The 14,893-nt window shown below is 43.0% G+C and carries 10 protein-coding genes; 6 read left to right on the forward strand and 4 right to left on the reverse strand.

Features of this window, described 5'->3' with window-relative positions; all coding sequences use genetic code 11:
- The first annotated feature begins 12 nt into the window (after nt 1–12).
- The 5 genes from benC (at nt 13) to GBI66_RS10170 (ending at nt 6,231) form a co-directional block, all read left to right on the forward strand.
- Complete coding sequence (gene benC / locus GBI66_RS10150) at nt 13–1,029, forward strand: benzoate 1,2-dioxygenase electron transfer component BenC (protein WP_151715998.1); 1,017 nt, start codon at nt 13–15, stop codon at nt 1,027–1,029.
- A 21-nt stretch (nt 1,030–1,050) separates the two neighbouring features.
- Nucleotides 1,051–1,836, forward strand: a complete 786-nt coding sequence (gene benD, locus GBI66_RS10155; RefSeq protein WP_151715999.1) for a benzoate diol dehydrogenase BenD — start codon at nt 1,051–1,053, stop codon at nt 1,834–1,836.
- A gap of 56 nt (nt 1,837–1,892) precedes the next feature.
- Entirely contained in the window at nt 1,893–3,086 is a 1,194-nt protein-coding gene (benE, locus tag GBI66_RS10160) for a benzoate/H(+) symporter BenE (RefSeq protein ID WP_151716000.1), read from the forward strand.
- Nucleotides 3,087–3,558: 472 nt separating this feature from the next.
- Complete coding sequence (locus GBI66_RS10165) at nt 3,559–4,917, forward strand: MFS transporter (protein ID WP_151716001.1); 1,359 nt, start codon at nt 3,559–3,561, stop codon at nt 4,915–4,917.
- Between the two features lie 45 nt (nt 4,918–4,962).
- Complete coding sequence (locus tag GBI66_RS10170) at nt 4,963–6,231, forward strand: OprD family outer membrane porin (RefSeq protein WP_151716002.1); 1,269 nt, start codon at nt 4,963–4,965, stop codon at nt 6,229–6,231.
- Between the two features lie 101 nt (nt 6,232–6,332).
- On the opposite strand, the gene bfr is transcribed toward GBI66_RS10170, so the two are convergent.
- Nucleotides 6,333–6,797 (reverse strand): bacterioferritin, encoded by a 465-nt coding sequence (bfr, locus tag GBI66_RS10175; RefSeq protein WP_005191131.1) that lies wholly within the window; start codon nt 6,795–6,797, stop codon nt 6,333–6,335.
- A 353-nt stretch (nt 6,798–7,150) separates the two neighbouring features.
- Here bfr and GBI66_RS10180 point away from each other — a divergent pair, with 353 nt between their 5' ends.
- Nucleotides 7,151–8,206 (forward strand): aldehyde reductase, encoded by a 1,056-nt coding sequence (locus GBI66_RS10180; RefSeq protein ID WP_151716003.1) that lies wholly within the window; start codon nt 7,151–7,153, stop codon nt 8,204–8,206.
- 53 nt (nt 8,207–8,259) lie between these two features.
- On the opposite strand, the gene ligA is transcribed toward GBI66_RS10180, so the two are convergent.
- The 3 genes from ligA to smc all read right to left on the reverse strand — a co-directional run bounded on the left by ligA (nt 8,260) and on the right by smc (nt 14,883).
- The gene (gene ligA / locus GBI66_RS10185) at nt 8,260–10,287 is read right to left on the reverse strand and encodes an NAD-dependent DNA ligase LigA (protein WP_151716004.1); all 2,028 of its coding nucleotides are present in this window, start codon (nt 10,285–10,287) and stop codon (nt 8,260–8,262) included.
- A 71-nt stretch (nt 10,288–10,358) separates the two neighbouring features.
- Nucleotides 10,359–11,363 carry a cell division protein ZipA C-terminal FtsZ-binding domain-containing protein gene (locus tag GBI66_RS10190; protein ID WP_151716005.1) on the reverse strand — a complete coding sequence of 335 codons (1,005 nt, stop codon included), beginning with the start codon at nt 11,361–11,363 and terminating at the stop codon, nt 10,359–10,361.
- Nucleotide 11,364: 1 nt separating this feature from the next.
- A complete protein-coding gene (gene smc / locus GBI66_RS10195) occupies nt 11,365–14,883 on the reverse strand; it encodes a chromosome segregation protein SMC (protein ID WP_151716006.1) in 3,519 nt (1,172 codons plus the stop codon).
- Between the last annotated feature and the right edge of the window lie 10 nt (nt 14,884–14,893).

Raw genomic sequence — 14,893 nt, forward strand, 5'->3', positions numbered from 1 at the left:
AGGATACGTCTCATGTCAAACCACAATGTAGCACTTCAATTTGAAGATGGTGTGACACGTTTTATCAGTGTTGCTCAAGGTGAAACCCTGTCTGATGCAGCCTATCGTCAAAAAATTAATATCCCCTTAGACTGCCGTGACGGTGCCTGTGGTACTTGCCGTGCATTCTGCGAATCTGGCAGTTATGACATGCCAGAAGAAAGCTATATCGAAGACGCCCTTACCCCAGAAGAAGCAGAACAAGGTTATATTTTGGCATGCCAATGCCGTCCAAACTCAGATGCTGTATTCCAAATTCAGGCCTCATCTGATGTATGTAAAACCGAAATTCATTCTTTCCAAGGCACATTGGCTCGGGTAGAAAATCTTTCCGACTCAACCATTAGCTTCGATATTCAACTGGATGAAGGTCAGCCCGATATTCACTTCCTTGCAGGACAGTATGTGAATGTCGCTATTCCTGAAACAGGTGAAACCCGTTCATATTCATTTAGCTCAAAGCCGGGCAACCGTTTAACTGGCTTTGTAGTGCGTAATGTCCCAAACGGAAAAATGAGCGATTTCTTAAGCAAGGCTGCGCAAGCAGGCGACAAGATGAGTTTTACAGGGCCATTTGGCAGTTTCTATCTACGTAATGTCACTCGTCCTGTGTTGATGCTGGCAGGTGGTACAGGCATTGCCCCTTTTATGTCGATGCTACAGGTGCTGGAAGAAAAAGGTTCAGAACAGCCTGTGCGCTTAGTCTTTGGCGTGACCAACGATTTTGATCTGGTGGCTTTGGAAAAATTAGCCGAATTACAGGCGAAATTCCCTTGGTTTGAATATCGAACAGTCGTTGCACATCCTGACAGTCAACATGCGCGTAAAGGTTATGTCACAGGACATATCGAATCTGAATGGCTAAACAGTGGCGATGTTGATGTTTATCTGTGTGGTCCTGTACCGATGGTCGAAGCCGTTCGTGGCTGGTTAGATGCTGAACAGATCAAACCAGCCAATTTCCTGTTCGAAAAGTTCTCTGCGAATTAATAGCTACAGGAAAACCAAGCCATGTCTCAAACTCAAAGATTTAAGCATAAAGTGGTAATTGTCACAGGCAGTGCTCAGGGCATTGGTCGTGGTGTTGCACTACAACTGGCGGCAGAAGGTGCCCAACTGGTTCTGGCTGATCTTTCCGATTATGTGCAAGAGGTACTAGCCGAAGTCAAAGCCTTAGGGGCTGATGCCATGACCATTCAAGCCGATCTGGAAAGCTTTGCAGGTGCACAAAGCGTCGTTAGCAGAGCCATTGAACATTTTGGCCGGGTCGATGTGCTGATCAACAATGTTGGTGGTGCAATCTGGATGAAACCTTTTCAGGAGTTTTCTGAAGAGGAAATTATCAAGGAAGTGAATCGCTCGTTGTTTCCGACTTTATGGTGCTGCCGAGCGATCTTGCCTGCAATGATTCAGCAACAGGCAGGTGTTATCGTCAATGTTTCATCGATTGCGACTCGCGGGATTAACCGGATTCCCTACTCGGCAGCCAAAGGTGGAGTCAATGCGCTGACAGCGTCGCTGGCCTTTGAACATGCCAAAGATGGAATTCGGGTCAATGCCATTGCCACAGGTGGAACCGAAGCACCACCTCGTAAAGTACCACGCAATAACAACCCACTCAGTCAAAATGAAAAAGACTGGATGCAACAAGTGGTGGATCAAACCATAGACCGTACCTTTATGGGACGCTATGGCAATATTGAGGAACAAGTCAAAGCGATTGTCTTTATTGCATCCGATGATGCCTCCTATATCACAGGCAGCGTCATCCCAGTGGGAGGTGGAGATCAGGGTTAAGCCTGATCTTTTGCATTTCAGATAAAGTACAGGATGTGCATGGAGGCCATCAACGAATGTCGACACTATTCAAAACATTAAAACAAGATTGGTCCATTTCAGCCACGGTTGCGGGTTTTCTTGCAGTGCTGATTTCCTATTCTGGGCCACTGATTATTTTCTTTCAGGCAGCGCAACGTGCCCATGTCTCGACAGAGATGATGGTGTCATGGATTTGGGGCATTTCCATCGGTGCGGCAGTTGCTGGGATTTATCTCTCCATTAAATATAAAACCCCCGTGATTACCGCGTGGTCTGCACCCGGAACGGCATTATTGGTCACACTCTTCCCCAACATCTCACTGAATGAAGCGGTTGCCGCCTATATCACTTCTGCCATTGTAATTTTTCTGATTGGGATTACAGGCTGTTTTGACAAACTACTGAAATGGATTCCTCAAGATGTTGCCGCAGGCATGATGGCAGGCATCTTGTTCCAATTTGGCATTAATCTGTTTACAGCCACAGATAGCATGCCACTGATTGTGTTTAGCATGTTAATTGTGTTTCTGGTCGCTAAACGGCTGATGCCGCGCTACACCATGATTTGGGTATTGGCTGCTGGAATTTTATTAAGCTTGATTCTGGGTAAAATGAATCCTGTTGATATCAGTTTTAACCTTGCTATTCCACAATGGATCAGCCCTGAATGGACATGGAACTCGACCTTGAATCTAGCACTGCCCTTGATTCTCGTGAGTCTAACTGGTCAATTTTTACCTGGTATGGCAATTATGAAACTGAGTGGTTATGACACACCAGCCAAACCTATTATCAGTGCAACCAGTATTGCCTCTTTAGCCGTGGCTTGTGTTGGCGGTATTACTATCGTCCTCGCATCCATTACAGCAGCGTTATGTATGGGCAAAGATGCACATGAACTGAAAGAAAAACGCTATATCGCAGGGATTGCCAATGGAATTTTTTATATTCTGGGCGGACTGTTTGCGGGCAGTATTGTGATGCTGTTTAGTTTACTGCCGAAAGAATTGGTTGCTGCGTTAGCAGGCTTGGCTTTGCTGGGTGCAATTTCCACCAATATTGCCGTTGCTATGAAAAATGACCAACAGCGCGATGCCGCACTGATTACCTTTCTGGCCACAGCTTCAGGCATGCATTTTTTAGGATTAAGCTCTGTGTTTTGGGGTATTTGCATTGGGGTAATTGCTCATTTCATTCTCACTCAACGTGTTACAACACAATCCGCTTAAGAAAAAAGAGAACAACTCCCTCGACTCTCCGCCTTACTTTCGAATAACAGACAACTTTGCCCACTAACGCTGAGCAATCAAAATTCAGTAAGGCAATTTTTTAAACCTCACTTTAAAATCTCACCCTCATTCAACTTAATTAAATGCTCCTCATTATTTTAACCAATAGGTAAAATAAAATAATCTGACTTATTTTAATCACACCATAAGTTTATTTAGTGATTTTTCAATTATAAAAAATAAGATTTAAACACCATAAAATAGCTAAAATTCTCACCATTTAATATTTCAACCATATTTAAAAAGAAATTAAATCAAAAATAATAAACACATAAATTTCAATGTATTAAGTAAATAAAATCACAATACCTTAAAGACATAAAGATATATCAATTAGGTTTTTGACTCTCACCCAATAACAAAATAGCTTAATAAAAAATAACTCGGTACTTCACAAATTGGAGGTGAAGCAATGGATACACATAAGGTCAATATTAATGACATTATTGATAAAGCCCGTTTTACGGCATTTCACTGGAAAGTATTAATCTGGTGTCTCATTATTATTATTTTTGACGGTTACGATCTGGTTATTTATGGGGTCGCCTTACCTTTGCTGATGCAGCAATGGTCACTGACTGCCGTGCAAGCTGGATTGCTTGCCAGTGCAGCTTTGTTCGGGATGATGTTTGGTGCCATGATTTTTGGCACGCTCTCAGACAAACTGGGGCGTAAAAAAACCATTCTGATCTGTGTCACTTTATTCAGTGGCTTTACCTTCTTAGGTGCTTTTGCAAAAAGCCCCACTGAATTTGCCATTTTACGTTTTATCGCAGGGCTTGGCATTGGTGGTGTGATGCCAAACGTTGTCGCACTGATGACCGAATATGCACCGAAAAAAATCCGCAGTACCTTAGTCGCACTGATGTTTAGTGGCTATGCCATTGGCGGGATGAGCTCTGCCTTACTGGGTGCATGGTTAGTCAAAGATATGGGCTGGCAAATCATGTTTTTAATTGCAGGTATTCCGCTGTTACTACTGCCTGTGATCTGGAAATTTCTGCCTGAATCATTGGCTTTCTTAGTGAAATCGAATCATCACGATCAAGCCAAAATGATTGTCAGTAAAATCGCACCTGAAACTGAATTAAGCAATCATTCAGAATTGGTTCTAAATGAAAGTACCACGACTGATGCGCCCGTTCGCGCCCTCTTCCAACAAGGTCGTAGTTTCAGCACCTTTATGTTTTGGGTAGCCTTCTTTATGTGCTTATTGATGGTTTATGCACTAGGTAGTTGGTTACCAAAACTGATGCTACAGGCGGGTTATTCTTTAGGTGCCAGTATGCTGTTCCTGTTTGCACTGAATATTGGAGGTATGGTTGGCGCGATTGGCGGTGGTGCATTAGCGGATAAATTCCACTTAAAACCCGTCATTACCAGCATGTTTGTGATTGGTGCTGCTGCCCTAATCTTACTGGGTTTTAATAGCCCACAATTTATTTTATACAGCCTGATTGCAATCGCAGGCGCAGCCACCATTGGCTCACAGATTCTGCTCTATACCTTTGTGGCGCAATTCTACCCAACCGCAGTACGTTCAACTGGGATGGGATGGGCTTCGGGTATTGGCCGAATCGGTGCCATCATCGGCCCTGTGCTCACTGGTGCTCTGCTGACCTTTGAATTGCCTCATCAAATGAATTTTCTCGCCATCGCGATTCCCGGCATTATTGCGGCTCTCGCCATCTTCTTGGTGAATTTAAAAGTCTCGGTTGCGGCTCAACCTGCGAAGAGCTTTAACCCACAATCTTCACTGACTCAGCAATAAAACCATGTGCGCCGAGGACTGGCGCACTAACTTCGGATATGGATTATGAAATTATTACAGCGCTTTTCCCCTACGCGTTTAACGGTTGCAACCTTACTGGCAATGGGCAGTTGGTCTAGCTCGGTTGCTTTGGCTGCGGAGACAGCTCAGCCAACTCAAGATCAATGGAAATTCACGCTTAAAAATGCCTATATTAATCGTGACTATGACAATCCGAGCCTGAAAGATACAGGCAGTTGGTCACAAGCGGCGTCTTTATTTTACAAGTCAAATATGCAGGATACCCCCCTACAAATCGCGGATAAACCAATCACCATCGGGGCAGATGCTTCGGTGCAATATGCGGTACGTTTAAGCAAGGATAAGCATGTGGCGGATACGGTGTTGCCCTTTGATCCCCAAACCCAATCACAAGCCTCTGATTATTTAAAATATGGTGCGACCCTCAAACTGGGCTATGACAAAACACTGCTCAGTGTCGGTGAACTCTGGCTGGATCTTCCTGTGACGGCGGTAGATGCCAGTCGCCAGTTGTTGGCATCATATTGGGGGACCAATTTAAAGTCACAACTTTCTGATCAACTCTATGCAGAAATAGGCCGAGTCACCAAAGTGTCACCGCGTAATGAAGAAGATTTTAAGAAATTTTCTTTTACTGCCAATGGCAAAACTGAATATTCTGATGGTTTGAATTATCTGGATCTACGCTATCAACTCACGCCATCGTTAAAAGCCGAATACTACTTTGGCAATTTAGAAGACCTCTATAATAAACATTACTTGGGGTTAGACCATACGTGGAAACAAGCCATCTTCACCCTGAATTCTAAGTTTAAATATTTCAATGCCAAAAATGATGGCAGTAACTTTGATATTGATGCCCAAAATATTGGAATCTTGGAAATGCTGAAAGTGAAGAATCAGTCCTTTGGTTTGGGCTATCAACAGATTATCGGGGAGTCTGCTTATCCATTACCTGATGGTTTCCTGCCTGAAACCTATTTTATCAACTGGAATGCCACAGGCTTCTTTAAAAAGAATGAAAAGTCTTATCACCTGATGTATGGCTATGATTTTAAGGACTATGTGCCTGGGCTGAATGCGATGGTGAAATATGTCTATGGTCATGATTTTAAAGCTGCCAATGGTGAGAAAAATCATGAAACCGAGTCCAATATTATTGTGAACTATGCTTTTCAACAACCTTATCTCAAAGGCTTTGCGCTGCAATACATCCGCATTGACTATGATGTGAAACACGGCAATGACTTTGGTGAAGACCGTTTATTCGTGAACTATAGTAAAAAATTCTAAATCTAAGTCGAACAGTTAAGTAAACAATTTGTCCCCCTAAAATAAAAAGAGAACTTCATTTGAAGTTCTCTTTTTATGCATCACAAGTTCAATCAGATCGATTAAATTTGTGATTGAATATAATTCTGCAAACCAATCAATTCAATTAAACGTAATTGCTTTTCTAACCAATAAGTATGATCTTCTTCTGTATCAGAAAGCTGCTGACGCAACATATCACGGCTAATAAAATCGCCTTTTTCTTCACACAGCTTAATACCCACAGCCAATTTTTCACGCACATGGTATTCAAGTGCTAAATCCGCTTTTAAGCAACTGACAACATCGTTACCGACGTTGATGTCTTCACGGTTCATATTTGGTTGAGCACCTAAGAACAACACACGACGAATGATTGAATCCGCATGAGATGCTTCTTCTTGCATTTCATGATCAATACGCTCGTAGATTTTGCTCAAACCCCAATCTTCATACATTCTTGAATGAATTAAATATTGATCACGAGCAGCCAATTCACCGCCAATGAGCATATTTAAATAGTCGATGACTTCTGGATTGCCACGCATAATACTTACTCCTATCGAATGACAATATTATGGCCAAGTTACAATAGAATTGCAAAAACAAAAGTGTGTAAGCTTATGATTTTTATAAAATTAAAATGAGAAACATACGCATTTACAGTTCTAATTAGCTCAATTTATCTAAATAAAATAAGCCTTTGCATATCATTTATCACTTTAAAAAGAGATAATCCTATTGAAAATCATTTGTTTGATTTTTTGTAACCATTAGCAATGCTTCTTATTCCGCTGATGTTTTGATCAAAAAATCATAAAAAATGACTGCTCAGCTGTTGTTTGTTTAAGCAAAATTCGGTAAATAACAGCAATCACAAAAACATAATGTGGAAACCACAATGGATAAAAGCAAACCAATTTTGGTCACTGGCGCGACGGGTTATATTGCAGGCTGGATTATTGAACGTCTGTTGAATCAAGGCTATACAGTTCATGCCACAGTGCGTGACCCATCAAAGAAAAATAAGATTCAACATTTGTACGATCTGGCAGATCAATCTTCTGGGAAGATTGAATTTTTTAAAGCAGATTTGCTTGAACCGCGTTCATTTGATGATGCAATGCAAGATTGTGAAATCGTGATTCATACCGCATCTCCATTTGTGGTGACCAATTATAAAGATGCAGTCAAAGACATTATTGAGCCTGCGGTGAAAGGCACAGAAAACGTATTAAATAGCGTTAATCGCACTGAATCGGTCAAACGTGTGGTGCTAACGTCAAGCATTGCTTCAACCTATGGCGATGCAGTTGAGATTCAAAATACCGCCAACAATGAGTTTGATGAAAGCCACTGGAACAATACCAGCAGCGAAACCCATCAACCCTACCCCTATTCAAAAGTTGCTGCTGAGCGCAAAGCATGGGAAATGGCTGAACAACAGAACCGCTGGGATTTAGTCTGTATTAACCCCGCCTTAGTGATGGGACCTTCCCTCACCGATGCGAGTCAGTCTGGTAGTATTGAAGTATTACAACAGTTTGGTAATGGCACCACCTTGTTTGGTGTGCCGCCGATGTGGAATGGTATTGTCGATGTACGTGATGTTGCCGATGCGCATGTCGCTGCAGCATTAAATCCACAGGCACAAGGCCGTTATATCATTTGTGGTGGCACACTCAGTTTGCTAGATATGGGCAAAGCACTCACACAAAAGTTTGGTTATAAATTCCCATTCCCACACTTTACTGTGCCAAAGACTGCTTTTGCTTTTGTAGCACCTGTTCTCGGTCATTCACGTGAGTTTGTAAAATTGAATATGGGCTATCCAATTTATTTTAATGCGCAACGTAGCGTCAAAGAACTCGGCATTGAATATCGCGATGTGCGTGAGAGTGTCTGTGAACATTTTCAGCAATTGCTGGATGATGGTATTGTGAAAAAATATATTTAATATCAGAAAAAAGGCGGCATAAATGCCGCCTTTTTTATCATTTAAATAAAGAATCAGGCTTCATACTGCTGCAAAAACTCTAAGAACTCTTGCTCATTCAAGACTCGAATGTCTAACTTCTGTGCTTTATCCAGCTTACTACCCGCTTTCTCACCAGCAACTACACATTTGGTTTTACTGGAAACACTACCACTAACACGCGCACCCAAGGCTTGAAGTTTCTGCGTTGCTTCATCACGGCCCATGCTTTCTAATGTACCTGTGACCACCCAACTCTCACCATTCAAAGGCTGACGCGTTGGTGCAGTCGGAGCATCCCAATGAATGCCTGCTGCCATTAAACGATCTAACACTTCGACGTTATGTGGTGCTTGGAAAAAGTCGGCAATCCATTCTGCGGTAATATCACCGACATCAGGGGTTTTCTTCAGTGCTTCAATATCCGCAGCTTTCAACGCTTCAAGCGTCTGGAAAGTATTGGCGAGCATACGTGCTGTGGTTTCACCGACACCGCGAATTCCCAAGGCATAGATAAAACGCGCCAAAGTGGTTTTCTTGCTCGCTTCAATCGCATCAATCAAGTTCTGAACGGATTTCTCACCCATTTTTTCGATGGTCAATAAGGTGTCGCGATGCTCATGCAAATGATAAATATCAGCCACATCTTTGAGTAGATCGAGGTGTAACAGTGACTCGACCCAACGATCGCCCAAGCCCTCAATATCCAGTGCTTTACGTGAAACAAAGTGACGAATGGCTTCAATCCGTTGTGCTGCACAATACAGGCCACCTGAACAACGTGCCAAGGCCTCACCTTCTGGCATCACTACAGGTGAATCACAGACTGGACAATTGGTCGGAAGATGAACCATCTCTGCATCGGCAGGTCGGAACTCAGCCCAAACTTTCTCAACTTTTGGAATCACATCACCAGTACGGTAGACACTGACAGTATCGCCAACACGCACATCTAAACGATGGATTTCGCCAATATTATGCAAGGTCACATTAGACACCGTTACCCCACCAACAAAGACGGGTGCTAAACGTGCAACAGGGGTTAGTGTTCCAGTACGACCTACTTGCCAATCAATATTTTCAACTTTGGTCAGTGCTGCCTGCGCAGGGAATTTATAAGCCGTTGCCCAACGGGGTTCACGACTCAAGAAACCCAATTGTTGTTGCTGTTTAAGGCTATCCACCTTGATGACCATGCCGTCAATTTCAACTTTGAGGTCTGGACGCTCTTGTTGAATCTGTTCATAGCGTTGTTGTACTTCTTCAATCGAAGCACACAAAAATTGACGTTCTGCAATTTCAAAACCAAATCGGGTTAACCAGTGCAGGCTGTCATGCATGGTTTCAAGGCCATGATTGGGCTGACATTGCGCAATCCCATAGGCATAGAACGCCAATGGACGTGAAGCTGCGATATTTGGGTCTAGCTGACGCAGGCTTCCTGCTGCGGCATTACGTGGATTGGCAAAGGTCTTATCTCCTTTGGCTTCTTGATCAGCATTGAGCTTTTCAAAGCCTTGCTTTGGCATCAACACTTCACCACGAACCTCAAGAAACTCTGGAATAGCTTGATACTGACTGGATAATACTTTCGGCAAATTTCGAATGGTTTTAACATTCTGGGTAATGTCTTCACCAGTCTCGCCATCGCCACGGGTCACACCACGAACCAAGACACCATTTTCATACCACAGTGAAATCGCTAAACCATCAAGTTTAAGTTCAACGTCATACTGGACTTTTTGATTCGGTAAACGCTCATCAATACGACGCGCAAAGGCAAACAGGTCTTCCTGATTAAAGACATTGCCTAATGACAGCATCGGCACCGCATGAGTCACACTTTCAAATTTTGACAGCGCTTGACCACCGACTTTATTGGTTGGGGTATCCGCCTGAATACATTCTGGATATTGTTGTTCTAAGACTTTCAGTTGATGAAATAAATGGTCATATTCACTATCAGAAATGGAGGGTTGATCCATCACATAGTAAGCATGATTGTGTTTTGCAATCAGTTGAATCAACTGACGCATTTGCTCAATGACTGAGTTGTGTTCCATTTAAATTTCACCATATAAAAGGGCGGAAAAACCGCCCTATAATTTTTACTAAATTTATTATAAAAGATTCATTAGACGGTTGCTTGATTTGGACGATAATCAATCACATGATGACGCCAATGTTCCTTCAACTGCGGCGTAAACTCTAAATTGTTTTCATCATAGACTTTACCATCGACTTCACGCGCAATTAAGCCTGCAATACTAGTCATCATGTCATAACCCGTAACTGCTTTGCTGTTTGGTAAAGCCAAGAAGAATGCAAGACCTTGTACCTGCTCTCCCGATAAAGTTTCCAAATCAAAACCTGCAGGACCATTATCCGTCATACGCAATACCGAGAACATCAAGGCACTTGGCTCATCGGTATTTTCATAACGATGGAAACATGACATTTCACCGAAACGTAAACCGTATTTCAATAATACTTTCAGTGCTTTATCACCTGATAAGGCACGACGTGGATTCGGATAAACATTCAGGGCAATGATTTGCTCTGCGGTTGCTAAAGCACTTTCATCATCATAGCGTTGCTGTTCATGTAAATGTACATCCAGAATATTACTTTCGCCATCAAACTCTTCAATCGCGACGGTTTCAATATTTGGATTTAGGCTGAGCTCAGTTTCCGCTTTGCTTTCCTCTGCTTTCTCTGTAGCTTCTACATTTTCAGAGGCCACTGTTGTTTCTGCTTCAGCTGCGACTATCTCATCTTTTTGAGCCGCTTCGACCTCTGCTACAGCTTCAACCACCTCATCTGCTTTAGCAGTTTGTTCGATTTCCGTCGTTTTTGTTTCAACACCAGCCGCTTCAACTGTTTGCTCTGCCACAGGCTCCGATACAATTGCTTCAGTATTTAAACTTGGCTCAACACGCTCAGTTGTGGCCACTACTTCATTTTGTAAAAGCTGGTCACGTACGTGACGTGGAATCACAGGCTGCTGACTCTCAGGATTAATATATAAATCTGCTTCTAATGACGGCTCAACTGGTTTTGGTTTTCTTAAAATCATGATTAAACCAACGAGCATAATCGCAACGGCGGCAACAATGCCTATTATTGTATTCATTTCCATACTAAGACTCCGCAACTAACCCGTATTCTTTTGCCTGTTCTAAATCGACAGTCACTAATTTTGATGTACCTGGCTCTGGCATGGTGACTCCAAGTAAATCAGTTGCCATTGTCATCGCCAATTTATTATGTGTAATGTAAATGAATTGCACTTGTTCAGAAAGCTCTTTTACCAAATTACAATACCGTTGTACATTGGCATCATCAAGCGGCGCATCAACTTCGTCCAATACGCAGAACGGTGCAGGGTTCAATCTAAAGATTGCAAACACCAAAGCCAAAGCCGTTAGGGTCTTTTCACCACCTGAAAGCAAGGCCAAGGAACTGTTACGCTTGCCAGGTGGGCGCGCCATCAGTTTGACCCCAGACTGCCAATCATCTTCAAGGCTTAAAGCCGCTTCACCACCACCAAATACCTTTGGAAATAGCAGTTGTAACTCTTGATTGACCTGATCAAAAGTAGTCATAAACAGTTTACGGGTTTCCTGATCAATGCTTTTCATCGCGTCTTTGAGCTGATCAACCGTATTTTGTAGATCCTGCATCTGGTGACTCAGTTCATCAAAACGTTGCGACACTTCCTCATATTCTAGCGACGCTGCCAAATTCACCGCACCAATTTTCTCAAATTGCTGCTGTGCTTTTTCCAGTTTCTGCTGATGATCTTTAATTTCAATCGACACATCAGATAAAGCCTCCGCATTGAGTTCTTTCAGCTGTTCCAGATAATGTTCACGATCTGATTTCGCCGCCTGCCAAGCCAAGCGTTTTTGTTCCAACTGCTCACGCACCTGCTCGTCTTTCTGTTGAGCTAGATGGCGTTGTTCAGTCAGTTGCTGCTGTTTCTCTTGCACTTGATTCAATTCAAGTTGCCACTCATTCCACGTTTTTTGCAGCTTTTCGGTTTGCTGAAATTGCTCGTGGAATTGCGACTCTAAATTGGGTAGTTCAAGCTGAATTGGGTCAACAAACTTCTTGGCCTGCTCAATTTGTTCAATGATTTGACGATATTGTGTTTTCAGGAACGAGATATCTTTTTCCAATAACTCAATTTGCTGATTGGCTTGCGAGGTTTGACGACGTAAAGCTTCACGTTGCTGCTGCTGTTGAGTCAACTGTTGTTGCTGCTCATCCAACTGCTCATTCAAGTTTTCCACCTGAAATTGCAAAGTTTTATAATTCGGCAATACAGCTTCTAATTTGATTGCTAATGCATGCAGATCAATTTCCAGATCATCACGCTGCATCGCATCTTCTTCAAGCTGCGCATCAAGTTGTTTCAACTGATCGGCCAATTGCTGTTGCTGCAATACAAAAGCCTGCGCTGTACTTTGCAATTTGGCAATTTGCACGTCGAACTGTTGTAACTCTTTTTGCTTTTGCTTCAGACTTTGCTGTTGTTGCTGCAAACGATGTTGCTGCTGTTGCAAAGCCTGTAATTGTTGAGAAAATTGACTTTCTAGATCAAGCAACTGTGGTTGTTTCTGTGCCAGTTGCTGTTCAATTTCCTCTAAGCGCACTTGATGACTGAGCATGCCCTGCGCAGTTTGACTGTCTTCATCATAGTGCAGCGCAATCACCCAATCGGCACCCACATGATAACCATCAAGCGTCAGAATAGATTGTGCTTGCTGGAGATCCCCTTGATGTTCCAATGCAAGCGCTAAATTCTCTGCTACTGCTACATTGGCCCAGAGTGAAGATTGGGGGGCTTCGATCCAGTCTGATAGATATTTTAAATCTCCCCTAACCCCTCTTTGAGAAAGAGGGGATGAGAAGCCTTGCTTCGCAAGTCCTTTATCAAAGGGATGAGGAACAGTTGTAGTTCCGCAAGAGGGATTTTTTAACTGACGCGCCACACCTTCCTGAAATGATTGTTCACCATCCAGTACATGCGCTTGCAGCCACTTGGCCAAGAACTTCTCAATAATGTTTGCATGCGCTTTAGCTTGAGTGCTCAACCGTAGGCTTTGCATCAATCGAACTGCGTTTTGATCATGCTTCGGGCTTTGCTTTGCGACGAGCTGATTTAAGTTCTTTTGCTCAGCCAATAAAACCTGAATCTCAGTTTTCAAACTCTGCACATCAGCCTTCTGCAACTGTTGTTGATCTTGCTGTGTCTGAACATCCTGTTGTAATTGCTCAATCGCGGTTTCTAACGCAATTATTTCCTGTTGCAGTTGCTGCTGTAATTGTTCTAACTGCGCCTGTTCATCATCCTGAACCTGAGCACGGATCTGAGTTGTTTGCGTTTGCAAGGTCTGCTTTTGCTGCTCAATGCGCAGAACATTCTTACCCAACTGTTCAATTTGCGCTGCCATCTGCAACTTTTTTTGTTGTTGCTGATCGACTTGGGTTTTCAGTTGTTCAAATTGCTGTTGTGCTTGCTTGTGTTGTACTTGAACATCTGTAAAATTTTGCTCAGCCGTTTGTGTATGCTGCTCTAAGGCAAGCAAACTTTCATTTTGCTCATCAAATTGGGTGCTTAGAGTTTCAACTTGTAATTCAGAGAGTTGCAAACGCTCTTTGGTTTGTACTTTCTGCTGCTCAAGTTGTAGCAAGCTACTGCTGTTTTGCTGGAATAAACTCTGTTTTTGTTCCAAGGTCATTTTTAATTCAGACAGCTTTTTCTCGGCCTGTTGCCATTCATGCTGCAAAGGCGAAGATTGCTGAATTAAGCGTTGGAATAAAGCACTGGTGGCTTCAAGGTCATGTTCAATGGTCTGTGATTCTGAACGGACCAACTTAAAGTTTTCACCCAGCGCCGTCATTTCAACAGTATATTCTTGTTGTAACTTTTGACTTTGATTGGCTTGAAATGAAAGAATCTCGATTTTTAAAGTACGGATCTGACCTTCCAAGGTTTTGTATTGAATCGCAGCTTCAGATTGACGCTTTAAGCTTCTAAGTTGGGATTTTAGTTCAGCGGCAATATCGTCTAAACGTGCCAGATTCTGTTCAGTATGCTCTAAGTGCTGCAAGGTTTCACGACGACGTGCCTGATAACGTGATACCCCTGCCGCTTCTTCAATAAACACACGCATTTCTTCAGGCTTGGCATCGACCAAACGGTTAATCATGCCCTGCTCAATCACCGCATAAGAACGCGGCCCTAAACCTGTACCCAAGAAAATATCGGTGATATCACGACGACGGCAACGCGTGCCATTCAGGAAGTATTCAGATTTACCTTCACGGGTGACTTGGCGACGGACGGCCAGCTCGCTATAAGCATTATAAGCGCCGCCTAATTTTCCATAAGTATTGTCAAAACGAAGTTCTACACTGGCGACACCAACAGGTTTACGCTTGGCTGTCCCGGTAAAGATGACATCCTGCATGCTACCGCCACGCAATTGACGTGCGTTGGACTCGCCCATAACCCAGCGAATCGCATCAATGACATTTGATTTACCACAACCGTTCGGCCCAACCACCGCAGTACGATTGGCCTTAAAATGTAATGTTGTACTATCGGCGAAAGATTTAAAGCCTGAAAGTTTTAAACTGCTTAAACGCATATTGCCCTAA

The organism is Acinetobacter sp. TUM15071, assembly GCF_008980925.1.
Classification (GTDB): Bacteria; Pseudomonadota; Gammaproteobacteria; order Pseudomonadales; family Moraxellaceae; genus Acinetobacter; species Acinetobacter dispersus.